The organism is Pseudotamlana agarivorans, assembly GCF_001642835.1.
GTDB classification, from domain to species: domain Bacteria; phylum Bacteroidota; class Bacteroidia; order Flavobacteriales; family Flavobacteriaceae; genus Pseudotamlana; species Pseudotamlana agarivorans.
The window spans coordinates 1-23,945 of the sequence record NZ_LXEI01000012.1; the positions used below are offsets into that span (position 1 = coordinate 1).

The window sequence follows — 23,945 nt, forward strand, 5'->3', positions numbered from 1 at the left end:
GCTAGCGGATATTAAAAATACCACAGGCGAAGCGCCTATTAATTTTTATGATGTTGGTATACCTGGTTACACGGGGAAAGTAGCAACGCAGAGTGTACGCCGGTTGTATGAAGCCCAAAGTGGCGTGCTAGGATTAATTGTTAATACGGTTAATGGTCGCATAAAGGAACTTAAAAAACATGTCGAAATTGAAAATGCAGCAAATTTAGGTCATGATATTAAAGTGAAATTTTCAACCATGTTCTTTGAGTTACATCCATTAGATGAAGACAAGCAAAATGAATTTTTCCAATTTTGTGAAGAAGATGATCGCTTTGTTCCTATATGTAGTACCAATAACGATTTTGAAATTTTACAATTCCTGGGAAAAAAGTATGAAAAGTATCTCGAAAACCTAAATAATTAGGCGTTAGAGCTGTTTTCAGAGCTATAAAACCACTGTTTATACCTTTAAATCTTTAATTTAGCCGAAAAAATATTTCAATGACAGTCAATAGGTTAATCCTAATTTTATTAATCATTCCATTTCTTGCATTTACTGCTGTACATAAATATTATGTGTCGGTAACCCAAATCGAATATGTAGAAGACAAACAAGCTGTTCAAATTATTTCTAGAATTTTTATCGATGATATAGAACGTTTGTTACGCGAACGCTACGATGAGTCCATTACGCTTGCTGGTAAAAATGAACCTGAAGAAGTCGACACCTATATTGCAAGATATTTAAGCGACAAGATGAAAATTAAAATTAATGGTCAGCCTACAACGCTTAAGTTTTTAGGTAAAGTTTATGACGCCGATGTCATGAAATGCTATTTGGAAATAGAAAATATAAAAACCGTAAAAACATTCGAAATAAGTAATAAAGTACTGTTTGATATTTTTGAAGATCAGCAGAATGTTATTAAAACAAAGATCAATTCAAAGCAGAAAAGTTTTATTTTATTCCCTCAAAAGGATGAATACCTGTTAAAATTTGATAATTAATAAGGATTTAGTTCTGAATTTCAGTAATTTCGTTGACTTTTAGTGATAAAATTTAGTAAACCTAACCGAAATCAATAATAATTATTTTTTTAAAGTAAAATTCATATGAGAAAAATCGTTTATCTCTGTCTTTCATTAGTCCTTGCAACCTCTGGGATTAACGCCCAAGACCAAGCCAAAGAAAAGGAAGCACCAAAAACAGGTCACACCAATACTAATAAGTTTAAGCAGTTATACGACGAGTTTTCTACACCAAATATGTACAGGGCAGCTTCAGGAGCTCCTGGGGCAGCTTACTACCAACAGCAAGCCGATTATAAAATGGACATCGTTTTAGACGATAAATTAGCAAAAATTACAGGTGCAGAAACGATAACATACACGAATAATTCTCCAGATAATCTTAAATATTTGTGGGTGCAATTAGATCAAAACCAACGCGCCAAAGACTCAAAATCACCTTTGATTGAATCAACAGGTTTAGATCCTGTTTTTCAGCCTAGTAAGTTTTCTGAGACGTATTTAGTAGATGGTAAAGATCGTGGCTTTCATATTTTAGAGGTTACTCAAACCAATGGCGATGCGCTACAGTACATGATTAATCGAACCATGATGCGTGTAGAGCTGCCTAAAGTTTTAAAAAGCGGCGAGAAATTTTCTTTTGCTATCAAATGGTGGTACAATATAAATAACCATGTTGATGAAGGTGGTCGTTCGGGTTACGAGTATTTCCCAGAAAACGGAAACCGTTCTTATGTTATAGCGCAATTTTACCCTAGAATGGCTGTATATAGCGATGTTGAAGGGTGGCAAAACTCTCAGTTTTGGGGGCGCGATGAATTCGCTTTACCATTCGGAGACTACGAAGTTAATATTACCGTACCTGCCGATCATATTTTAGACGGAACCGGTGTACTTACCAATAGAAAAGATGTATATACTAAAGATATGATGAAGCGTTACGAAGACGCTAAAAAATCATTTACTACACCTGTAATTATTGCAACACAGGCTGAGGCTGAAGTTCGTGAAAAATCATTCTCTGAAGACACAAAAACTTGGAAGCTTAAGGCTGAAAATGTACGTGATTTTGGTTTTGCAACTTCTAGAAAGTATATTTTAGATATGATGGCTGTTAAAATTGGCGGTAAAGACGTTATGGCGGTTTCTATGTATTCTAAGGAAGGAAATCCACTTTGGGAACAATGGTCTACTAAAGCTGTTGCAAGTACCTTAGAATCTTACTCTCGAATGACTTTCGATTATCCTTATCACAAAGCTATTTCGGTTCACGCCAAGCGTCAAGGTATGGAATACCCTATGATTTGTTGGAATTACGGTCGCCCAGATAAAGATGGTACTTATAGCGATCGCGTAAAATACGGTATGATGGGGGTTATCATTCACGAAGTAGGACATAACTTTTTTCCTATGATTGTGAATAGTGACGAGCGTCAATGGACATGGATGGACGAAGGTTTAAATACATTCGTACAGTACGTAGCCGAGCAAGATTTTGGTGAAAAATACCCTGCAGCTCTATCTCCAGAACACAAAGCATTCCCTTCCGATCGTGGACCTGCAAAAATGATTGTGCCTTACATGAGTGGTAACCAAGATCATATTGCGCCTATTATGACTAAAGGTTTAAATACCTACCAATTTGGAAATAATGCCTACGGTAAACCTGCTACAGCGCTTAATATTTTAAGAGAAACGGTAATGGGTAGAGATTTGTTCGATTACGCGTTTAAAGAGTATGCTAACCGTTGGAAATTTAAACACCCAACCCCAGAAGATTTCTTTAGAACGATGGAAGATGCTTCGGCTTTCGATTTAGATTGGTATTGGAGAGGTTGGTTTTATACCACCGATTGGGTAGATATGGGAATTAAAGAAGTTAAAAAATTCTATGTCTCTTCAGAGCCTAATGCTTATATTAGAAAAATGGCTAAAGAACAAGGCTTCAAGCTAGAAAATTTACGTCCATTAGTATATATGGTAGAAGAAGGTAGTGAAGACTATAAAGAAGAATTATCTCAAGGTTCACTTTTAGAAAACAGCACGCCATTAAAAGAATATATCATGGATAATTTTACCCCAGAGGAGCGTAGAAATTTAAAAAATCCTAAGTATTTCTATAATGTGACCTTTAATAAGCCAGGAGGTTTAGTTATGCCTATTATTGTTGAGTATACCTATGCCGATGGTTCGACTAAAACTGAAACATACCCTGCTCAAATATGGAGACTTAACGATAAAGAAGTCTCAAAAGCCATTGCTTCCGATAAAGAAATTGTTGGTATTAAATTAGATCCAAAGGAGGAAACTGCCGATGTGGATACCTCTAATAACATCTGGCCAGCACAAGAGCAAAAAAGTGAATTCGATCAGTTTAAAGAAAATATGTAAGTCGTTTAATAACGGTAAAACAGAAATACAAGAAAGTCGATTTTTAAAATCGGCTTTTTTTTATTCTAAACAAACAACTTAGTATATTTGCATTGTGATACAGCAAGCAACATTCTTATTTATTAGCGGTGCAGAAATAGCCTTCATACTATTTATTGCTATCATGGTGTTTGGTGCCGATAAATTACCGGAAATAGCAAGAGGTCTGGGTAAAGGCATGCGTACGCTCAAAGATGCTTCAAACGATATTAAGCACGAAATCACTAAAACGGCCGAAAAAAGTGGTCTCGATACCAGTATTACCGGCGATGTAAAAAAGGAACTCGATAAAGTTAAAGAAGACCTTGAAGAGTTTACAGGTTCTGTAAGACGAAAATTCTAAATTTTTATGTTCTGGGCGTTACCCCGCTCTGGCGGCGTCAGGCTGTCGGCAGTCGCTCTTTGCAAGGAGCTCCAACAGTGCCTCCATCCTTAACGCGAATATCCGCTAATAAAGTTTAAGCCTAAAAGTCAGTGTGTACCTGCCAAGGAATAACCTATTTGCACAAAGGATAGTGGTAAGTTTAATTAAAAATTATAATGAGTTAGTAAAAGTGATTATATCCCTAAACTAACAATGAAAACCTATAAAGTCATTCCATGAAAACATTAAAAGAACTCACCGATGCTAAAATAGAATCAGGACGACAAGCTAATCCTAAGTTTATGAGTGGTGTTGATGACATCATTAAAAAAGCAAAAGCCTTTGAGCAAGGGAAGGATGCCATTAAAGTTGGACAAAAATCACCTAGTTTTAATCTGCCTAACGCCGAAGGAAAATCCATTTCGTTAGATGCTTTATTAGAACAAGGTCCTGTTGTCGTTACTTTTTATAGAGGCAGTTGGTGTCCATATTGTAACCTACAACTTAGAGCGCTGCAAGCTAAATTAGACGAAATTCATGCATTAGGGGCAACACTTGTTGCTATAAGTCCGCAAGTTCCAGATGGATCATTATCAAAAGATGAGATTAGTAACATGGACTTTACTGTATTATCCGATCAAGATGCAAAAGTTGCTCAGCAATACGGCGTAGCATGGGAGGTACCAGAGTTTTTAGCAGAACACATGCGCGTAGATCGTAAACTTGATTTAGAAAAAATTAATAATGGCAATGGAAATATCTTGCCAATCCCTGCCACATTTATAATAGGCAAGGAAGGCGTTGTAACATGGAGCTATGTTAACGTTGATTACAGAACCCGATCTGAACCCGATGAGATTATCGAAGCTTTGAAAAGTCTATCCTAAAGTATCTGTACTTATAAAGATCACCATAATAATTTAGAGCTCATTAATTTCTGTAAAATCGAATGTAATGAGCTCTTTTTTGTTTTAGTATTACAGTTTTCTACTAATCGTTAAACCATCACGAATGGGTAATAAAACGGTTTCTACTCTGGGGTCCTTTTTTAAAAGGGCGTTATATTCTAAAAGGGCCTTAGTTGAGGTGTCATCTTTCTTTAAGGTTTCAAGCACCTTACCACTCCATAATACGTTATCCGATAAAATGATGCCACCAACATTAAGCTTGTCTATAATGACATTAAAATAGTTGGGGTAATTGTCTTTATCGGCATCAATAAAAATTAAATCGAAGGTTTTGTCAAGCTTGGGGATGATATCCATGGCATCTCCTAAATGTTGAAAAATCTGTGCACCATATACCGATTTATCAAAATATTTTCTCTGAAAATCAAACAACTCTTCATTGATATCTAAGGTGTGTAATTCACCATCTTTTTGCATGCCTTCAGCTAAACAAAGCGCTGAATACCCTGTGTATGTTCCAATTTCTAAAATGTTTTTAGGATTAACAAGTTTTGAAATCATACTTAAAACACGCCCTTGATAATGCCCACTAAGCATACGTGGCTGTAATATTTTTTGATAGGTTTCGCGAGTTAATTGTTGTAATAATTCAGGTTCATTTTCAGAATGTTTTACAACGTATTCGTCTAAGGCTTCAGGAATAAAATGCATGCTTGTTATCTTTTAGTGCAGCTTCAAAATTAATTTAAAATTCGTTTAATAAGCTTTTCTTTAGCCAATTTATCTTCACCACATAACCACTGTATTACATTATCTTCCCAAATGGCTTCGTACTCTGTTTGATTGATAATCTTTCTTTCTTTAGCTAAATCTAAAATCTTACCAGGGTAAGAGGATTGTTTTTCGTTTTCCATTTCTCCCAACGGATAAGGGTCATCAAGACCCATAATCACTTGTTTCGAACTGTGATTGTTTATAAGGAGCTCTAAACTTCCTGTATCATGTACTAGGGTATCAAAAAATATGTTTTTATGGCCAACCGCTTTTCTTGGATGGTGTTTGCCTTCAAATAAATCGGGTCTGCCATCAAATCCCTGAATGCGACGTCCTAAATTAATTTGAGCTAATTGGCCACCATGAGCAAAACAAGTTCGCATATTTGGATATTTTTCTTGATAACCATTAAGGGTTAAAAAGTGGTAAGCATCAGCACATTGGGCAAGCATCCAAATGAGGTGAAAACGCCAAGACGTATTTTCTAATTTTATAAACTTTTCACCATCATAAGGGTGAATTTCAACCGCTAAGTTGTATTTGTTAGCGAGTTCAAAAATGGGATCGTTGGCTTCATCAAAAATACAACGCCAGGTGCCTATGGTGTCCATGTAATGCGTTGGTAAGCAAAGTAACTGTAGGCCTAAGGTTTCTACACAACGTTCAATTTCCCAACAGGCACTACTTACAAACCCAGGGTGTACTACAAACCCACAAGTAAATTTACTTGGGTGTTGGTGTTGAATGCCCGCATTAAAATCATTTTGGAAACGCAAGGCTTTTTTCATTTCTTCAACACGTAAGCCATTTCCGTAAAGTTGCGAAAGATTTAAAACCACCGCGTGATCAAGTTTGTTGCGAGCCATCCACTCTAATTTTTCATCTAGAAAAAAACTGGAATGTGTTACTGGGCGGCTCCAATCTTTTTGAAGCATGAATTTACGGTCTTTATCAACCCAAAAGATTTCTTTTTCTCTCATGAAATCTGGAATGTCTTCCGGGTAAGGTAAGAGGTGCGAGTGGCCGTTTATACGAAGTTTACGTTTTTCCATGTTATTCTTTCTACTTGGGTAGCGGTCTGTTTTAATTTTTGATTACAATGAATATCATGAGTTACTAGATGGTACTATACAAAATTGTTTACTCGATTTTAACTTGCTTTGGGGGCTGCATAACGTTTCCGCAGTTAGGGCAATGCCGTTTGGTTTCATCGCTGTAGAATTTATCGAATATTTTAGGCATATCGGTTTCGATGTTTTCTAAAGTGAAATCTTCTTCGTAGAGCTTGGTAACACAATTTTCACAAAACCATAAAAGTGCATCTCGCATGCCTTCCGGACGCTTGTATTCAATTACTAATCCAACGGTATTGGCACCGCGTTGGGGCGAATGAGGTACTTTTGGTGGTAATAAGTAAATGTCCCCTTCTTTGATGTGTACATCCTTTGGGGTGCCTTTATCAATAATCTTTAAAATAATATCGCCTTCAACCTGATAGAAAAACTCTGGTGTTTCATTATAATGGTAATCTTTTCGGTTGTTAGGACCGCCAACCACCATCACGATAAAATCGCCATCCTTCCAAACCACTTTATTTCCTACAGGTGGTTTTAGGAGATGTCTGTTTTCTTCAATCCAAGCTTTAAAGTTTATAGGAGATGTTAAATGACTCATGTTGAATATGCCCTTTTAAACTTCCTTTTTATTCTAGCCATTAGAATCAGGCTCTTAAGGAAGAAACTCAAATTGGGTGTTTGAGTTAATTGTCAAACGAAATATGTAGTTAAAGATAAAAAATAATAAGCTTTAAACATCGTATGAATCTTGTTTAAAGCGACTTCGTTCTACCTCCATCAACAGGAATGTTAACTCCAGTAACATAACTCGCTGCTTCACTCGCTAAAAAGGTGATGACGTTGGCTGTTTCTTCAGGTTGTGCAAAACGTTTTGCTGGTGCATAGTTTTTCATGGTTTCTGTCATGTTTTCTATACTGGTGTTTTCGGTGTTGGCTTTAATTTTTATAATTTCAGCCAAGCGTTCGGTATCTGTAAATCCTGGAAGCACATTGTTCACCGTGATTCCAAAAGGCGCCACCTCGTTGGAAAGCGTTTTACTCCAATTACCAACAGCCCCTCTAATAGTATTACTAACGCCCAAGCCAGGAATAGGTTCTTTAACAGATGTAGAAATGACGTTGACGATACGGCCAAAACCTTCCGTTTTCATAAAAGGTATTGTGGCCTGAGCTAAAACATGATTGCATTTGATGTGCATGGTAAAAGCATTTTCAAACTCTTCAAGGCTTGCCGTAACAATAGCACCACTTCTTGGTCCGCCTGTATTGTTAATAACGATATGAAACCCGTGATTTCTTTCAATAAATTTTATAACCTGCTCCTGTAAATCTCTGGGGTTGGCAAAATCGGCAACAATATAACTATGTTGCTCTGGGTTTGGTAATTCGGCTAAAACCGCTTTTAATTTGTCTCTATTTCTAGCTACTAAGGTTACATTTACACCTTCTTGAGCTAGTGCTATGGCTGTTGCTTTACCTATACCTTGTGTGCTTCCGCAAACTAAGGCATTTTTATTTTTTATTTTTAAATCCATAAGATGTCTAATTACTTAATATTTAATACATACATTTTTTGTTTCTGTGAAAAACCGCAAAGATTCCAAGCCGCCTTCACGTCCAAGTCCAGAAGCTTTCATACCTCCAAAAGGGGTTCTTAAATCACGGAGTAACCAAGTGTTTACCCAAACAATACCAACGTTTAATTGACGCGTTATTCGCATACAGCGTTTTAAATCATTGGTCCAAATAGTAGCTGATAATCCGTAATTCGAGTCGTTGGCCATATTAACAACCTCTGCAGCAGTTTCAAAAGGCATGATGGTTACTACAGGGCCAAAAATTTCTTCTTGGTTTACACGACAACGGTTTGTTTTTACTTCAATTACCGTAGGTTCTAAATAATAACCGTTTTCAAAACTTGGAACATTAACTAGGTTGCCACCATAAAGTATTTCACCTTCATTTTTAGCAATTTCTATATAATCTAATATTTTATTTAAGTGATTTTTGGATACGATGGCACCAACATCTGTAGTACTTTGTGATGGATGACCGACTTTAAGTTGTTTTACTTTTTCAATAAAATCGGTTTTAAATTTATCATAAATCGAAGCTTCAACAAAAATACGGCTCCCACATAAACATATTTGTCCTTGATTAGCGAATGATGATCGTAACGTGGTGTTAAGCATATCTTCATAATCGCAATCAGCAAAAATGATATTGGGGTTTTTTCCTCCTAATTCTAAAGATGTTTTTTTGAATAGAGGCGCTGCGGTTTTAGCAATTTCAGCACCAGTTTTAGTACCGCCAGTAAAGGATATGGCTTTTATTTTTGGGTGCTCTACAATAGCTTGTCCTGTACTGTAACCTTCGCCGTGAACAATGTTTAAAACGCCTGGAGATAAGCCAGCTTCATTGCAAATGTCTCCTAACAAATAAGCCGTCATAGGTGTAATTTCACTGGGTTTGGCTACAACACAATTTCCTGCTGCTAGTGCAGGTGCTATTTTCCAGGTGAATAAATAAAGTGGAAGATTCCATGGCGAAATACAGCCTACCACACCAATGGGTTGGCGCAAAGTAAAATTTATAGCATCTAATCCTACACTGTCATGACTTTCACTTGAAAACTGCGTAATCGCCTGTCCAAAAAAACGAAAATTAAGTGCTGCCCGCGGAATATCCATAGACTTGGCTAAATGTAAGGGTTTGCCATTATCCTTGCTTTCAGCTAAGGCAAACTGCTCTAGCTGACTTTCTATGAGTTCCGAAATTTTTATTAAAATTCGGCTGCGGACTTCATAAGTGGTTTGCGACCATGCAGGAAATGCTTTTTCGGCTGCCTGATAGGCCAATTCAATATCTTCTTTTGACGAATTAGGGATTTGGCAGTATACTTTTCCGATGGCTGGATTATAATTGTCTAACCATGAATCCGACGTAGGATTAGTAAAGATTCCGTTTATGAAGTTTTTAATTTTCATGATTTCTTTTGTAAAGCGTCATATAAATACGATTTCTTTCAAATGTTTTAACTGGACTCCATGTGTTTTGATCTTGTAAGGTGTCTATAATCTCATCAGATACATTGAAGGCATTAGAAAATAAAATATAATCATCTTTTTCGATTTCAGCATGTTTAAATCCGATATCTTCCGAACTCAAATCTATGAGCTTAAATGATTTGGCGTTAGGAAAAAAACTTCCCGTGGTTTGTGGATTGAATTGGTTGAGCTGTATGAAATCTATCATCTCGGACCTCACAGTATAGTAATTCCAGTGTAAGGTTGTAGCGTCCCATCCTTGGCTGATTTTGGGTGGGTATAACCAAAAATGACCACTAATCAAACAGATATATGACAATGTTAACACGGTTCGTTTCCATTTTTTGAAATGGAGTACCCATAATACCGTTAGAATAATTACAGGAATTATAACAGGAAGTAAATAGCGGTGCCCAAATGGATTTTTGTAAATGACGATTATTGGGAAAAAGACAATAAATTGAGATAGAATTAAAAGTAATAGGGGTTGGGCAGACTTTGGGAAAATGTGTTTTGATTTTACTATAGACAACAAAAAGAATCCGAAAACTATAAAAATGAATACCCTTCCGAAGTCAATTAAACGCCAAATAAATAGTCCAGTGTTTCTTAGTATTTCAGTAAAAGAGGCATATTCAGCAGATTCTTTCCAGGTGTTAGATACAGTATTATGCACAATCCATCCTTTGTTCAAATAGAAAAACAACAAGAAAAGAACAATTGCCGTAATTCCGAAAATGTAGGGTAAAAAAGGTTTAATCGCTATTTTTTTTGTTTTGGAATAGTGGTATAAAAAGTGAAAGAGCATGACGCCACCGCCACATATTGTAGCTCTTAAACTCACTAAAACCAAACAGGTAAAAGCTATGGCAAGTGTGGTTTTATTGTCTTTTAAAATACTATTAATACACAAGAGATAGAAAAATAAATGAATAACCTCAAAAGTGATTAATGACATTTGAGAAAGTAGCGTAGCATCAGATAAAATGAAACACGTAATAATAACACCATGTTGTTTGGTGATTTTTAGGTTTGTACACAACTTATAAATTTGACATGCCAGACCAAATACAAAAGGCAACATAGCAAGGTGACTTACCACTAGTGATTTGCCAAATATTTTCCAGAGTGCGGCAAAATACATACCTATAAAGGTTGGGTGACCAGTAGCCATATGGTCGGGGACATAAAAATGTGTAAAATTTGTATCATAGTACCAGTTTGCAGGAACGGATAACTGTGCTACATTATCCCAATAAAAAGGGTAGTTTAGACTTGTTACTGTAAGGATTATACTTAAAATAAAAAGTGTAATTTCAAAAGCATAAGTATGTAGGAAGGATGTTCCAGTGGTCGGGGTCGTGCTTATTTTCATTTTACTTTTTTATACGCCATCACTTTTATTTCAATAATCAAATCGGGGTGAGGTAATTGGTGTACGGCAACTGTGGTACGTGTTGGACCAGTTTCCGTATTGAAAAATTCGGCGTAAGCCTTATTGTATCCTGCAAAATCATTCATATTAACTAAAAAGGTTGTTACATCCACGACATCATCTAAAGTGGCGTTTTCCTGTTCTAAAAGGTGTTCTATATTTTTTAAAACTTCATGGGTTTGAATCTCAATATTTAAGTGTTTGGTGCCTAGATTGTCAATAATATCAACCCCAGCAATACTGTTGTCAGGACGTCTAGAGCTCGTGCCTGAAACAAAAATAAAATCGCCTACGCGTTTAGTGAGCGGATAGGCACCTCGTGGTGTTACAGCTTTTTTCATAGTAGTTAGTATCTTAAATCAGCATTTCTATGGTCTTCTAGAATTTTGTTCGTATCGTGGTTTATTTTATCTAATGCCTCTTGTAATTCGTCCAAGGTTGCTTTGGAGTTTACAGAAATCTCGCCGTTTGCTAATAAGTTCAAAATCGCACGATCCTGTGCACGACCTCTAAGCATCGCTACTTCATAGCCTATGTTCTCATTAAAGGTCACCATAGCGTATTTGGAGTTGTACTGAAGCGGGAACTTTTTTTCAAGTAGCATTTCTAATTTTCTTTTTTCCTGAAAAATAGGGTCTGCAACATGTTCTTTCATTTCATGAAAATTGTCAATGGCCAAATCGGCAATAGCATCGGTGTCTTTTCTACGATGTTTTTCATAGGTTTTAAAAGTGGCCTCCCAGTTTTCTAAATTCAAATTTAAAACCGAATCCAGTACTACAACATCTTCAAAAGCAGCATTCATACCCTGACCGTAAAACGGAACAATAGCATGGGCCGCATCACCCATTAAAAGGGTATTGCCTTTATAATGCCAAGGCGAACATTTAATCGTGCCTAGTGGTGAAGTAGGGTTTTTGAAAAATTCGGTTGCCAAATTTGGCATGACTAGTAGGGCATCGGGGAACTCTTCTTTGAAAAAATCGAGAACTTTTTGCTCGGTATCCAGATTATTAAAATTATAAGTGCCTTCAGTGTAACTTAAAAATAGGGTTACCGTAAAGCTGCCATCAAGATTTGGTAATGCAATAAGCATAAAACTTTGCCTAGGCCAAATATGAAGGGCATTTTTGTGAGCGAGATATTCACCGTTTTCATTAGGTAAAATACTCAGTTCTTTATAACCATAGCTGAGGTAGTCCTGAGAAAAACTAAACAGAAAATCACGATCCTGAAAATAACTTTTCCTAAGAGCAGAGCCAGCCCCATCGGCGGAAATAATAACGTCGGCATCTTCTATGAAATCTTTTTGTGTTTCGCCATCTGTAAACAAAGCTGTAGTTTTTTCTAAATCAACAGACTGACACGTTTTATCAAAATAAAAATTGACATTTTCATGTTTTTCAGCTTCATCTAAAAGAAGGGCATTTAAATCGTTTCTTGATACAGAATTGATGTATTCATGTTTTCTTCCGCTATAATTTGATTGTACCGTATCACCATTTTTATCGTGGAGCATGCGGCCATGCATGGGAATACAAAGCTTCTTTACTTTTTCTTCTAAACCCACTAGTTTCATGGCTTTATTACCACGATCTGAAAAGGCTAAGTTTATTGAACGGCCAGAGCTTAATTTGGTTGTTCTTAGGTCTGGACGCTTTTCGTAAACTGCAACATTAAAACCGCGCTGCCCCAAACGCAAAGCGAGTAGTGCGCCACAAAGTCCAGCGCCAATAATAAGTATGTTTTGTTGTTTGTTATCCATGTTGTTTCACTTTTTGTGCGGTGACCGGGTTTAAATTATGGCGTACTTAAAATAGTTTTCAACTGCTCAACCAAAAGATATACATCATGAAAGCTGTTATAGAAAGGCGTTGGAGCGCATCGAATAACATCGGGTTTGCGCCAATCACTTATAATACCTGCTTCTGTTAATTGGTCATGTAGTGTTTTATTGGCGTTTTTTACCTGAATAGATAGTTGGGCACCTCGCGAATTAGGGTTCGTAGGTGTGATAATGCGGATGGTATCTTCACCTAATTGTTTCAGTAAAAACTCAAAATAACTGGTTAGTTTTTGTGATTTCTCCACAAGCCTTTCAATACCGACTTCTTCGAACAGGTCTAACGAGGCTTTTATGGCGGCCATAGATAGGATAGGCGGGTTGCTAAGTTGCCAACCTTCTGCTCCCGGAAGCTGATCAAAGTCATCACGCATGTTAAACCTAGTAGCTTTATTGTGGCTCCACCAGCCTGTAAAGCGATTTAGGTTTTTGTTATGTGCATGACGTTCGTGAATAAAACAACCTGCAAGACTTCCAGGTCCTGAGTTTAGATATTTATAGGTACACCAAACAGCAAAATCGGCTCCAGAGTCATGCAGATTTAATACCACATTCCCTGCGGCATGAGCACAATCAAATCCTACTTTGCATCCGTATTGATGACCAAGTTTGGTTATGCGTTTTAAGTCGAAATATTGTCCTGTATAGTAATTAATACCGCCAATTAAGATGAGTTCAATTTGATCGCCTTCATTTTGGAGAATCGATTCTAAATCTTCGTAACGTAGTAACTCTTCATGCTCTCTAGGTTTCCATTGGATAACGCCTTCTTGGTCGTCAAACCCATGATGCCTGAGCTGCGATTCAACAGCATATTTGTCTGAAGGAAACGCATCGCTTTCAATTAAAATTTTATAGCGAGATTTTGTGGGCTTGTAAAAGGAAACCATCATCAAATGAAGGTTGGTGGTAAGCGTATTCATAACAATAACTTCAATCGGTTTTGCACCGACTACATCAGCCATGTTTTGCGTTAAAAATTCATGATAGGGTAACCATGGTGTATCGCCTGTAGTATGACCTTCAACGCCTAGTTTTGCCCAATCCTCAAGCTCTTTATGTACATATGCACTGGTTTGTTTAGGTTGCAGGCCTAAGGAATTACCCGTCATGTAGATGAGATTGTTTCCGTGCTTATCCTTAGGAAGATGAAATTGATTTCTATAAGATTTTAATTCGTCGCTTTCATCTTGTTCTAAAGCATATTCAAGACCTAGTTTATGAGTGAACACAGTGGAAATGTTTAGGGTTTATAACAAAAATACGGATTATAATGTTAGAAAAGAAGCTACTTTAAAGCACTTGTCAGTTTAGAAACGAGACTGTTTTAAAAAGGAAAAGCGCTTAAACCATTGATTTAAGCGCTTTAATATATATAGACGCATGACGCGGAATATTTAAAACTATACCTTATATACGTATATATAACACGTTTTAGACGTCGAGTAACTGATTATTTATTTGGTTACCACGTTGACATCCGAAAAGTAAAGACGCCAAGAGTCTTCAGGCTTTTTGTGTTCTAAGGCCAATTTAAGCCCATTAAAATCTTGATAATTTTCAAATGTGGTTATCATAGATGGTTCTTCTTGATTGGCTTTTCTGAAAATCCACTCGCGAATTAAATAATCATCATCATAAAAAATATCATAAGCATCGCCAGGGGTATAGCCACCTTTGTTAGGGTAGGTGATGGTTAATTTGTTAAGTTGCTTTTTGCTTATTGGTGCTTCCGTTTTTGTCACTTCTGAAAAAGTTATATCGGAATCCCATACCAGTTGAAAAGGGATAAGCAACCAGAATTTATCGTTTATAAAACCGCGATCTGTTTGTGCTAATGTCGAATCTATTTTAGATTTGTTGTATTGTATAGAATCTCTTCTTTTATAATGTGTTATTTCATTCGTTTTCGGGTTCCATTTCCAAGCTCTTTCAAAATGCATGCTGTCTTTATCAACATTGAAAGTGAATTGAATTTCTGACACTTGGCTCCAGTTTTCGAAACCATGGGCATCTGCTATGTTTTGTGCGATGTCTTGAGATGTTAATTCTTTTTTACATGCAAAGCACAACAAGGCTAAACATGAGATTATAAAAATATTTTTCATGGTTATTTTTTTTCAAAGTTAAAAGAATTTTAGTGTCTTGAAACCATGAAAAAGATTAATGGCTGTCTTTTAATAGTTCTTTAGGAAACTTAGCTTTAAATCTATTAAGACGGGGAATCGATACATTTTTAATATAAGGGTTGTTAGGGTGGTTTTTTTCATAATCTTGATGGTAATCTTCTGCTACCCAAAATTTTTGAAAAGGGTAAACCTCTGCAGCAATTTTTACACCAAGTTGTTTTGCTAACGCCGATTTCTTTTCTAAGATAATTTGTTTTTGTGCTTCGTTCTGATAAAAAATGATAGATCGATATTGGGAGCCTTTGTCGTTTCCTTGTCCGTTTACCTGAGTGACATCTTGTGAAGCGAAATACACATCAACCAGTGTTTCAAAAGACACAATTTTAGGGTTATATATAATTTCAACGGCCTCGGCATGGCCTGTGCTTCCAGTGTTGCTTGCTGCGTAAGTCGGGTTTTTGGTGTGTCCACCAGAATAGCCTGAAATAGACTCTTCCACGCCTTTTACACTTTCGTAAATGGCTTCAACACACCAGAAGCAACCGCTAGCAAAGTAGGCTTTTGCTTTGCCGTTTTCTATGGGTATTTCTACGGGGTTGGAGTTTATAACTTCTTGTTGTGCTGTGTTGCTTTGAGCGGAATTTTGACAACTAAAAAATAGGATAAAAGTTAAAAGTGGTAATATCTGTTTCATCATAAATAAGTTTCTTAAAGTATAGACGAAAAAATATAGGAAACCTTATTCTGATTTTAGTTTTATAGTTAAGTGATATGATGAGAAAGCTGTCATCTATAGCGCCTTTTAATGGCGTGTTCGTTAGGTTGAGCCTGTCAAAACCCTTATTCGTTATGGATTAAGAGATATTTCGACAGACCCAATATGACATATAATAGAATATTTATTTAAGCCTCAATTTAGGTTCTAATTGATGCTATTTAGTTTCAACCAAAGGAACATCTAGTGCTAGTTCTGCATTAATTAAGTCGTCAATTTTATTGATGGCTTGAAGAAATTTTGCTGCTTCTGTCGCGGGAATAATCTTTTTCATTTTCTTATAATATTTCTTCTTAAGTTTGAGGTCTTCTGCCTTAAATGCAAGAAGGTCATTTACTAATTCATCTGCTTTTTCGTTAGAAATACTTTCGTAATTTTTAGCATAATCTTTTATTAAAGCTATTCTTTTGTTTTTAACAGAATGATTTTCAGTTTCGTATTGGTTGTATACTTCCCAAAAGGGTGCGCTTTGCGTTTCGTTTAAAGTCATGACTTCAGCAATAGCCTCTTTTGTTTCAACGTCTAAGATAGAACGCGTCAATTCAACATAATCATTAGTTTGGGCATAGTTTATATAACTACTTAAAATGGCGGTAAGAATGAATAGTTTTTTCATTTAAAATGGATTTATTAATTAGTTTAGTAAATATAAGGGAAATAAAAAAAGCCTCCACAAAGTGAAGGCTTTAATATTTACAGGTGAAAACGGATTATTACAGTTTAGAAAACAGTTTTTCCATTTTTTCTCTTTGTTCTTCAGCTAAAATAGCGTCAACTAAAATACGACCACTATGCTCGTCGGTAATTACTTTTTTACGTGAAGCAATTTCAACTTGTACTTGTGGTGGAATCGTAAAGAATGATCCTCCAGAAGCACCTCTTTCAATTGGCACTACAGCTAAACCATTTTTTACATTAGTTCTAATTCTAATATAAGCGGCAACTAATCTATCATCAATTTGCTCTTTATATTCTTCAGATTTTTGAATTAAAGCCTGCTCTTCTTTCTCTGTTTCAGATAAAATAGCATCTAATTCACCTTTTTTGTGCTTAAGGTGGTTTTCACGCTCTTTTAAACGCTCTTTAGTTTCAGCGATAACTTCTTTCTTTTGCTCGATTTGAGCTTTGAATTCTTTAATATGCTTTTCAGCCAATTCAATTTCTAATTCTTGAAATTCAACTTCTTTAGTTAAAGAATTAAATTCTCTGTTATTTCTAACATTTTTTTGTTGCTCGGTATATTTCTTAATTAAAGATTTAGATTCTTCAATTAAGTTTTTCTTTCCTGCGATATCGTTGTCAATTACTTCTAAATTAGAAATAAGTTTATCTAATCTAATGTTTAATCCAGCAACTTCATCTTCTAAATCACGAACTTCTAAAGGAAGTTCACCACGAACATTTCTTATTTCGTCTACACGAGAATCTATGAGTTGTAAATCGTATAAAGCTCTTAAGCGCTCTTCAACAGTTACTTCTTTCTTTTTGGCCATACTTTAAAAATACTTAACAGGATTGGTATTTGTCTTTGATAAAATGATTGCAAAATTAGTAATTTTTTTCTTAAGATATGCTACTAAAAGGTTTTTTGTGTACTGTTCACTTTCATAATGTCCGATATCTGTGAGAAGAATGTTATTTTCAGCAGTAAAAAAATCATGATATTTTAAATCGGCTGTTATAAAGGCATCAGCACCAGCCGCTTTAGCCGCAGAAATAGCAAAACTACCCGAGCCGCCTAAAACCGCTACTTTTTTAATGCTTTTATTGAGAAAGGCAGAGTGTCGAATACATTCTGTATTCATTTTATCCTTAACATATGCTAGAAATTTTTCTTCTTCCATAGCGGTTTCTAGTTCGCCAATCATACCAATACCTATGTCCTGATTTTTGTTTTCTAAAGTGGTAATTTCGTAAGCCACTTCTTCATACGAATGGGTGTCGAAAAGGGTGTCTAGTATTTTCGACTCCAAATGCTTGGCGAATGTTACCGATATTTTTGTTTCTTCTTCGGTATGTATTAGGCCTTTTTCTCCTAAGGTTGGGTTGGAATCTTCGTTACCATTATAGGTTCCGTAACCATCGACGTTGAAACTGCATTCGCTGTAATTACCAATATTTCCTGCGCCGGCTTCAAATAAAGCACTGCGTAATAAATGTGCTTCGTATTTTGGGACGTAAGTTACTAATTTTTTAATAGTGGCGTTTTGCGGAATTAAAACTTGTTTACTTTTTAATTTTAATTGGTTGCAAATCATGTCGTTCACCCCTAACAAAGTATTATCCAATGCGGTATGTAAGGTGTAAATAGCAATATCGTGCTTAATGGCTTTTAAAACCACGCGCTCCACATAGGTTTTTCCGGTAATCTTTTTGAGACCTTTAAAAATAATGGGATGAAAACTAACAATGAGGTTACAGTTCTCTTGTATGGCTTCATCAACAACAGCTTCAAGCGTGTCTAAAGCGACTAAAATCCCTGTAATTTCCGACTGTTTATCGCCTACTAAGAGGCCTACGTTGTCAAAATCTTCAGCGTAAGCTAAAGGGGCTAACGCTTCTAAATGATTGATGACGTCTTGAACGATCATATAATTTAATGGTATTGGTGTTAATTACCATTTTACCATAAAAATAACATTTTAAAATTTGTTCTTTTTCGCTTATACTTCAAAATAAAACTTAACCGTAGTTATGGCTATGCTTGCGTTTTCTTTTTAGTCTAAACAAAAAATACCTGCTTTTTATTAAAGTCATTTTACAGTGAAAATGGTATAACAAATATAAATATTATATTTTCGTTGTCATGAAAATTTTAAGATACCTATTGCTTCCTGTGGTTCCCATTTATTTTATGGTGACATGGCTGCGGAATAAATTATACGATTTGGAGATTAAAAAGTCTAAATTTTATAATTTTCCTGTGATATGTGTTGGGAATTTAAGTGCTGGCGGCACCGGAAAAACCCCCATGATTGAGTACTTGGTAAGGTTTTTGAAAAGCGATTATAAGGTGGCTACCTTAAGCCGTGGTTATAAACGTAAAACAGAAGGTTTCGTGTTGGCCGATGCCCATGCTTCGGCTGAAGCCATAGGTGATGAGCCGTTTCAGTTTTACAATAAATTTAAAGCAGACATTCAGGTTGCTGTAGATTCTAACCGGCAACATGGTATTTCTAAACTGCAAGAATTGCCATCTAAACCAGACATTGTTTTGTTGGATGATGCCTATCAGCACAGAGAAGTGAAAGCAGGGTTTAATGTGCTTTTAACCACTTTTTCTAATCCTTATTTTAACGATATCGTTTTACCAACGGGCGACTTAAGAGAGCCGAGATCAGGAGCAAATCGTGCCAATATTATTGTAGTAACTAAATGTCCTTCGGATTTAAATGCGACCCAAAAGGAAACGTTTATAAAACGAATTAATCCTGAAAAACATCAGCACGTTTTTTTTAGTACCATTGCCTATTCTGAAACTTTATATTCTCAAACGAATACCATAACTCTTGATGATTTAAAAACCTTTACTCTGGTTACAGGTATAGCAAACGCAACGCCTTTAGTTCAATTCTTAAATAAACAAGGTGTAAACTTTGAACATTTAAATTTTAGTGATCATCACGATTTTACAGCTCAAGAAATTGAGCGACTTCGCGAAAAGCAACACATTGTAACTACTGAAAAGGATTTTATGCGATTAAAGCAGTATGATGTTTTAAAGGATAAACTGTATTATCTGCCTATTCAGGTTAAGATAGATAACGATGAGAAATTTGATGCCATAATTAACGAATTTATTAAGCGTTATTAGACGTCTTTTTTTTTGAAGCTAAAGCATTATATAGTTTTTTCTCAAACTCATCTTGCTTAAATGGTTTCGGGATAATATCGGTAAATCCAGCGTCTTCAAATTCTTGCATTTTATCTTCTATCGTCACGGCAGTAAGGGCAAAAATGGTTAAGTCTTTATCAAATTCTCGAATACGCTTGGTCGCTTCAATACCACTTATGCCAGGCATATGAATATCCATAAGGATGATATTATAGTCATTCTGACGTATCATTTCAACAGCTTCTTCACCATTATCGATAACATCACAAGATAATTCCATTTTAGAAAGGATTTTTCTTGTAATCATTTGATTAATTTTATTGTCTTCTACCACAAGTATCTTAACCGTAGAGAGGTCTAGTTGCGATTTATCTATTTCAGGGTAGTTTGATTTGCCTTCTAAAGCTTCTTCAACCGTTGTGTGTTCTAAAGGTATTTCAAAAAAGAAAGTGGTGCCCTTATTCAGCTCACTTTTTACGTAAATTTTACCTTTTAAAATATCTATTAAACCTTTAACTATAGAAAGTCCTAAACCGGTACCACCATATTTTCTGTTGATTTGAATGGAACCTTGAGAAAAACTTTCAAACATATGATCTTGTTTTTCCTGACTGATACCTATACCGTTATCTTCGATTTCAAAGCGTAAGGTGTATATTTTATCATTTTGGGCTATTTTATTTACACGAATCCAAATGTCACCACCTTTCGTAAATTTTATAGAGTTACCGATAAGGTTAATTAGAATTTGTGAAATTTTTAGCTGATCGGCAATGAAATTTTCAGCGAGATCGGTTGGGTATTCAAAATGAATTTTAATATCGTTGTCTTCAGCTGAATTATTTAAAGCCAAAATAATATTGGTAATTTTCTTTTTTAAATTGAATGGTTCGGGCTCAATATCGACCTTATTGGCTTCAATTTTGTTAATTTGAAGGATGTCGTTTATAAAGGTGAGTAAATAATCTCCCGAAAACTTTAAGGATTTTAAATGAGGTATTTGTTCTGGCTTGGGGTCTTCCTCGAGCAACATGTTGCTAAGTCCCGTTACAGCATATAATGGTGTTCGGAGTTCGTGGGTTACTGTAGAAAGGAAATTTGCTTTAGTTTTTGAAGCTAGTTCCGCTTTTTCTTTAGCTATTATTAATTCTCCATTTTTTTTATGGAGCATCGTGTTGGTTTTTAACCTAATGTTGTTGTTTTTATATAGAGATAAGGTTAAAAGGGAAAGGATGGTAATTAATGCCACACTCAAAATAGAAATCAGTGTTCCTAAGTTTTTGTCTTCTTCGGCTTTTTCTAACTTTTCAACAATCTCGTTATTTTTTTCAATTTCCTCATTCAGAAGGTATTGTGTTTCTTGACTATTCGAAGAGTAGGTTCTGCTTAAACTACGAATGGAATCCGAGAGTTTTAGGTGGTCTTTCAAGTATTTTCTAGAAAGCTTATAATTGCCAATACTGTTGTATAAGTCACTAATTATTAGGTAGCTATCGTTGGTAACATCCATATATTTATGATTGTTCGCAATATTTAAACCTTCTAAAGCCGAAACAATGGCTTTTTCTGTGTTGCCAAGCTTGCTATAAATAATCGCATGGTTGTTTAAAGCTTCACTTTGAGTTTTATAAAAATCGTAGTTTTTAGAAATCGCTAAGGCTTGTTCTGTAACGTCTCGAGATTTTTTGTAATTTCTTAATTGAAAATATACTTTACCTTCGTGTAAGAGGGTTTCGGCAAGTTCTCGATATAAATTTTCTTCTTGGAATTTAGATTTTGCTGCGGTATAAGAATCTAAAGCTGCGTAATAATCTTGTTTGGAAAAATATACATCACCGTAAATTTTATACGATGTACCCAAGTTTTTATTATCGTTAATAATGCGTTGGATTTCAATTGCTTTGTTTAAGGATTTTAAGGCTTTGTCTTCTTGTTGTATGATAAGTTGTAACCGGCCTTTTAGTGCATATATGACACCTACACTTTTTTTATTGCCTACTTTTTCTGCAAGTTCTAGGGCTTCGTCAAGGTTTTTTTGGGCGTTGTAATAGTGGTAGTTTTCTAGTTCGGTTTGAGACTGACTAATGCGGTAATTGATGTTATTTTGAACAATTTCAGGGTCTTGTTCAATAGGTATTTGCGCCGAGACTCTCGCGTTCAAGAGCAATACGATGATGTAAAGGTAGGTCTTAAATTTTGTCATGACGGTTGGTATTCAAAACAAATATAAACTTTTTACCGAGTAGGAGTTTCTTTTTCCGACAAATAACAAATTAAATCAATTATTCGTTTAGAATAGCCAGTTTCATTGTCATACCAACCAATTATTTTAACCATATTTCCTATTACAGAAGTCATTTGAGCATCAAAAACACACGAATGGGTATTGCCAACAACATCTATAGAAACAATGGAATCTTCGGTGTATTCTAAAATGTTTTTATATTGATTTTGTGAAGCTTCTTTAAAAGCACGATTAATGTCTTCTGGAGAAACTGTTTTTTTTACATTAAAAGTAATATCTGTTAACGAGCCATTAATAACAGGAACACGAATACCACAGCCCCCAATAACATTTGAAATTTCAGGAAATATTTTAGTAAGTGCTTTAGCTGCCCCAGTTGTGGTAGGCACAATAGATTGTGCTGCCGCTCGCGACCTACGTAAATCACGGTGTGGAACATCATGTAAACTTTGATCGGTAGTGTAGGAGTGAACCGTGGTTATATAGGCCTGATCGATACCACAAAGTTTGTTGATGATATCAATCATGGGCGCCGCGTTATTGGTCGTACATGAGGCATTTGAAATGATGGTTTCACTGCCATCAAGTTCATCGGTGTTTACGCCTAATACAATGGTTTTTATGTCGTCATCTATAGGCGGAACACTTAATATAACACGTTTTGCACCATTTTTTATATGTTCGTTTAATTCTGATTTGGTTTTGAACTTCCCTGTGGATTCAATAACAAAATCGATGGCAAAGGGTTGCCAATTGATATCTTTTGGGTGAGCGGCACTTGTTAAAGGTATTTTTTTATCGTTATAAATAATGTGAGCTTCGTCTGAAGCAAATTCACCTTTTAAAATACCATGTACGCTATCGTATTTTAATAAATGTGCTAAAGTTTTTGAATCTGATAAGTCGTTTATTGCAACAACTTTAATGTTTTCTTGCTCTTGAAGGAGTCGAAAAACACGTCTTCCAATTCTACCAAAACCATTGATAGCAACCCGTATCATGATTAGTTAATGTGTTTTTGTGCTTTGTAAGAAGATCTCACCAAAGCACTACTTTCAACATGTCGGAATCCTAATTCTAAACCAATTTCTTCAAACTCTTTAAATTCATCTGGGTTGATGAATTTTTTAACAGGAAGGTGTTTTTTTGAAGGTTGTAGGTATTGACCAATAGTTACCACATCAACATCTTGCTCTTTTAAATCGTGAAGGGTCTGGATCACTTCTTCTCGAGTTTCCCCCAAGCCAAGCATAATGCCTGATTTTGTTCTACGCTGACCTTGTTGTTTTAAGTATTTTAAAACACCCATACTACGATCGTACTGTGCTTGAATACGTACATCACGAGTTAAACGACGCACGGTTTCAATGTTGTGAGACACCACTTCTGGCGCGACGTCTATAATACGGTCAATGTGTTTTTCTATACCTTGAAAATCAGGAATTAGAGTCTCTAAGGTGGTTTCTGGGTTCATGCGTCGTACAGCTTTTACTGTTTCAGACCACATGATGCTACCCATGTCTTTTAAATCATCACGATCTACGCTGGTTAAAACGGCGTGTTTGATGTTCATGATTTTAATAGAACGTCCTACTTTTTCAGGCTCATCCCAGTCTACCGTTTCTGGTCGTCCTGTTTTTACACCACAAAATCCGCAAGAACGGGTACAAACGTTACCTAAAATCATAAAGGTTGCAGTACCTTCACCCCAGCATTCTCCCATATTTGGACAGCTTCCAGAGGTACAAATCGTATTTAATTTATACTTGTCCACTAAGCCTCTTAATTCAGTGTATTTTTTTCCTGTTGGAAGTTTAACACGAAGCCATTTTGGTTTTGGTGTACGTTCTGCTGGTAATATATTCGAGGTGATTTCGTTATTCATAATCTGAAAAAATAGAATGCAAAGATACAAAGTATTCTATAAAAATACGCTTATATGGTAGCGAGATACCAAACACTAAAAAAGATTAGAAATAATACGCCAATCGAACTAAGAACCTGAAGTTTTATTGAAGTATAACCTAATTTTTGGAGTATACTTATTACAAATTAATGTATGATTTATGAAGG

The 23,945-nt window shown here is 35.7% G+C and carries 22 protein-coding genes and 1 pseudogene; 6 read left to right on the forward strand and 17 right to left on the reverse strand.

Annotated features, from left to right (window positions below; genetic code table 11):
• From A6I66_RS16775 to A6I66_RS11975, 5 genes and pseudogenes are all read left to right on the forward strand, one after another.
• Positions 1–406 (forward strand): annotated as a pseudogene (locus tag A6I66_RS16775) (hypothetical protein); the annotation flags it as partial.
• Between the two features lie 77 nt (positions 407–483).
• Positions 484–990: a DUF6702 family protein gene (locus A6I66_RS11960; protein ID WP_067149610.1), complete on the forward strand. Its 507-nt coding sequence runs from the start codon at positions 484–486 to the stop codon at positions 988–990.
• Between the two features lie 105 nt (positions 991–1,095).
• A complete protein-coding gene (locus A6I66_RS11965) occupies positions 1,096–3,402 on the forward strand; it encodes a M1 family metallopeptidase (protein ID WP_067149611.1) in 2,307 nt (768 codons plus the stop codon).
• A gap of 94 nt (positions 3,403–3,496) precedes the next feature.
• Positions 3,497–3,784, forward strand: a complete 288-nt coding sequence (locus A6I66_RS11970) for a Sec-independent protein translocase subunit TatA/TatB (RefSeq protein WP_067149612.1) — start codon at positions 3,497–3,499, stop codon at positions 3,782–3,784.
• A gap of 257 nt (positions 3,785–4,041) precedes the next feature.
• Entirely contained in the window at positions 4,042–4,692 is a 651-nt protein-coding gene (locus tag A6I66_RS11975) for a peroxiredoxin-like family protein (RefSeq protein WP_067149613.1), read from the forward strand.
• 90 nt (positions 4,693–4,782) lie between these two features.
• Here the strand turns inward: A6I66_RS11975 and A6I66_RS11980 are convergent, their stop codons facing one another.
• The 14 genes from A6I66_RS11980 to A6I66_RS12045 form a co-directional block, all read right to left on the reverse strand.
• A complete protein-coding gene (locus A6I66_RS11980) occupies positions 4,783–5,424 on the reverse strand; it encodes an O-methyltransferase (protein ID WP_067149614.1) in 642 nt (213 codons plus the stop codon).
• A gap of 29 nt (positions 5,425–5,453) precedes the next feature.
• Positions 5,454–6,539, reverse strand: coding sequence for an amidohydrolase family protein (locus A6I66_RS11985; protein WP_067149615.1), 1,086 nt, complete (start codon positions 6,537–6,539; stop codon positions 5,454–5,456).
• 88 nt (positions 6,540–6,627) lie between these two features.
• Entirely contained in the window at positions 6,628–7,161 is a 534-nt protein-coding gene (locus A6I66_RS11990) for a 3-hydroxyanthranilate 3,4-dioxygenase (RefSeq protein ID WP_067149616.1), read from the reverse strand.
• Positions 7,162–7,315: 154 nt separating this feature from the next.
• Positions 7,316–8,098 carry an SDR family oxidoreductase gene (locus A6I66_RS11995; protein WP_067149618.1) on the reverse strand — a complete coding sequence of 261 codons (783 nt, stop codon included), beginning with the start codon at positions 8,096–8,098 and terminating at the stop codon, positions 7,316–7,318.
• 15 nt (positions 8,099–8,113) lie between these two features.
• On the reverse strand, positions 8,114–9,550 hold the full coding sequence (locus A6I66_RS12000; RefSeq protein ID WP_067149619.1) for an aldehyde dehydrogenase: 1,437 nt from the start codon (positions 9,548–9,550) through the stop codon (positions 8,114–8,116).
• Positions 9,540–10,985 carry a hypothetical protein gene (locus A6I66_RS12005; RefSeq protein WP_067149620.1) on the reverse strand — a complete coding sequence of 482 codons (1,446 nt, stop codon included), beginning with the start codon at positions 10,983–10,985 and terminating at the stop codon, positions 9,540–9,542. Before A6I66_RS12005 ends, A6I66_RS12000 begins: the two co-directional genes overlap by 11 nt.
• Entirely contained in the window at positions 10,982–11,386 is a 405-nt protein-coding gene (locus A6I66_RS12010; protein ID WP_067149621.1) for a RidA family protein, read from the reverse strand. Before A6I66_RS12010 ends, A6I66_RS12005 begins: the two co-directional genes overlap by 4 nt.
• Positions 11,387–11,391: 5 nt before the next feature.
• Positions 11,392–12,810, reverse strand: a complete 1,419-nt coding sequence (locus A6I66_RS12015) for an FAD-dependent oxidoreductase (protein ID WP_067149622.1) — start codon at positions 12,808–12,810, stop codon at positions 11,392–11,394.
• 35 nt (positions 12,811–12,845) lie between these two features.
• The gene (gene kynU, locus A6I66_RS12020; protein WP_067149624.1) at positions 12,846–14,120 is read right to left on the reverse strand and encodes a kynureninase; all 1,275 of its coding nucleotides are present in this window, start codon (positions 14,118–14,120) and stop codon (positions 12,846–12,848) included.
• Positions 14,121–14,345: 225 nt separating this feature from the next.
• Positions 14,346–14,996 carry a hypothetical protein gene (locus tag A6I66_RS12025; protein WP_067149626.1) on the reverse strand — a complete coding sequence of 217 codons (651 nt, stop codon included), beginning with the start codon at positions 14,994–14,996 and terminating at the stop codon, positions 14,346–14,348.
• 55 nt (positions 14,997–15,051) lie between these two features.
• Positions 15,052–15,711 carry a peptide-methionine (S)-S-oxide reductase MsrA gene (gene msrA, locus A6I66_RS12030; RefSeq protein WP_067149719.1) on the reverse strand — a complete coding sequence of 220 codons (660 nt, stop codon included), beginning with the start codon at positions 15,709–15,711 and terminating at the stop codon, positions 15,052–15,054.
• A 238-nt stretch (positions 15,712–15,949) separates the two neighbouring features.
• Positions 15,950–16,408: a hypothetical protein gene (locus A6I66_RS12035; RefSeq protein WP_067149627.1), complete on the reverse strand. Its 459-nt coding sequence runs from the start codon at positions 16,406–16,408 to the stop codon at positions 15,950–15,952.
• A gap of 97 nt (positions 16,409–16,505) precedes the next feature.
• Positions 16,506–17,285, reverse strand: a complete 780-nt coding sequence (locus tag A6I66_RS12040; protein ID WP_067149628.1) for a zinc ribbon domain-containing protein — start codon at positions 17,283–17,285, stop codon at positions 16,506–16,508.
• Positions 17,286–17,288: 3 nt separating this feature from the next.
• A complete protein-coding gene (locus A6I66_RS12045; RefSeq protein WP_067149629.1) occupies positions 17,289–18,383 on the reverse strand; it encodes a Nif3-like dinuclear metal center hexameric protein in 1,095 nt (364 codons plus the stop codon).
• A 215-nt stretch (positions 18,384–18,598) separates the two neighbouring features.
• On the opposite strand from A6I66_RS12045, the gene lpxK reads away from it, so the two are divergent.
• Entirely contained in the window at positions 18,599–19,606 is a 1,008-nt protein-coding gene (gene lpxK / locus A6I66_RS12050; RefSeq protein WP_067149631.1) for a tetraacyldisaccharide 4'-kinase, read from the forward strand.
• Here lpxK and A6I66_RS12055 read toward each other — a convergent pair.
• From A6I66_RS12055 to lipA, 3 genes are read right to left on the reverse strand one after another with little or no spacing between them, the layout of a single operon-like run.
• Entirely contained in the window at positions 19,593–21,830 is a 2,238-nt protein-coding gene (locus A6I66_RS12055) for an ATP-binding protein (RefSeq protein ID WP_067149632.1), read from the reverse strand. The genes lpxK and A6I66_RS12055 overlap by 14 nt on opposite strands.
• A gap of 32 nt (positions 21,831–21,862) precedes the next feature.
• Positions 21,863–22,873: a type I glyceraldehyde-3-phosphate dehydrogenase gene (gene gap, locus A6I66_RS12060; RefSeq protein ID WP_067149633.1), complete on the reverse strand. Its 1,011-nt coding sequence runs from the start codon at positions 22,871–22,873 to the stop codon at positions 21,863–21,865.
• Between the two features lie 2 nt (positions 22,874–22,875).
• A complete protein-coding gene (gene lipA, locus A6I66_RS12065) occupies positions 22,876–23,757 on the reverse strand; it encodes a lipoyl synthase (protein ID WP_067149635.1) in 882 nt (293 codons plus the stop codon).
• Between the last annotated feature and the right edge of the window lie 188 nt (positions 23,758–23,945).

Bases quoted from the DNA above. Each gene is read 5' to 3' on its own strand.
- A6I66_RS12015 (WP_067149622.1), bottom strand. From the start codon at position 12,810: ATGGATAACAAACAACAAAACATACTTATTATTGGCGCTGGACTTTGT.
- A6I66_RS11995 (WP_067149618.1), bottom strand. From the start codon at position 8,098: ATGGATTTAAAAATAAAAAATAAAAATGCCTTAGTTTGCGGAAGCACA.
- A6I66_RS11975 (WP_067149613.1), top strand. From the start codon at position 4,042: ATGAAAACATTAAAAGAACTCACCGATGCTAAAATAGAATCAGGACGA.
- A6I66_RS12055 (WP_067149632.1), bottom strand. From the start codon at position 21,830: ATGACAAAATTTAAGACCTACCTTTACATCATCGTATTGCTCTTGAAC.
- A6I66_RS11990 (WP_067149616.1), bottom strand. From the start codon at position 7,161: ATGAGTCATTTAACATCTCCTATAAACTTTAAAGCTTGGATTGAAGAA.
- A6I66_RS11980 (WP_067149614.1), bottom strand. From the start codon at position 5,424: ATGCATTTTATTCCTGAAGCCTTAGACGAATACGTTGTAAAACATTCT.
- lipA (WP_067149635.1), bottom strand. From the start codon at position 23,757: ATGAATAACGAAATCACCTCGAATATATTACCAGCAGAACGTACACCA.
- A6I66_RS12040 (WP_067149628.1), bottom strand. From the start codon at position 17,285: ATGGCCAAAAAGAAAGAAGTAACTGTTGAAGAGCGCTTAAGAGCTTTA.
- A6I66_RS12005 (WP_067149620.1), bottom strand. From the start codon at position 10,985: ATGAAAATAAGCACGACCCCGACCACTGGAACATCCTTCCTACATACT.
- A6I66_RS12010 (WP_067149621.1), bottom strand. From the start codon at position 11,386: ATGAAAAAAGCTGTAACACCACGAGGTGCCTATCCGCTCACTAAACGC.
- A6I66_RS12025 (WP_067149626.1), bottom strand. From the start codon at position 14,996: ATGAAAAATATTTTTATAATCTCATGTTTAGCCTTGTTGTGCTTTGCA.
- gap (WP_067149633.1), bottom strand. From the start codon at position 22,873: ATGATACGGGTTGCTATCAATGGTTTTGGTAGAATTGGAAGACGTGTT.
- A6I66_RS11965 (WP_067149611.1), top strand. From the start codon at position 1,096: ATGAGAAAAATCGTTTATCTCTGTCTTTCATTAGTCCTTGCAACCTCT.
- A6I66_RS11960 (WP_067149610.1), top strand. From the start codon at position 484: ATGACAGTCAATAGGTTAATCCTAATTTTATTAATCATTCCATTTCTT.
- A6I66_RS12035 (WP_067149627.1), bottom strand. From the start codon at position 16,408: ATGAAAAAACTATTCATTCTTACCGCCATTTTAAGTAGTTATATAAAC.
- msrA (WP_067149719.1), bottom strand. From the start codon at position 15,711: ATGAAACAGATATTACCACTTTTAACTTTTATCCTATTTTTTAGTTGT.
- lpxK (WP_067149631.1), top strand. From the start codon at position 18,599: ATGAAAATTTTAAGATACCTATTGCTTCCTGTGGTTCCCATTTATTTT.
- A6I66_RS12000 (WP_067149619.1), bottom strand. From the start codon at position 9,550: ATGAAAATTAAAAACTTCATAAACGGAATCTTTACTAATCCTACGTCG.
- A6I66_RS12045 (WP_067149629.1), bottom strand. From the start codon at position 18,383: ATGATCGTTCAAGACGTCATCAATCATTTAGAAGCGTTAGCCCCTTTA.
- A6I66_RS11985 (WP_067149615.1), bottom strand. From the start codon at position 6,539: ATGGAAAAACGTAAACTTCGTATAAACGGCCACTCGCACCTCTTACCT.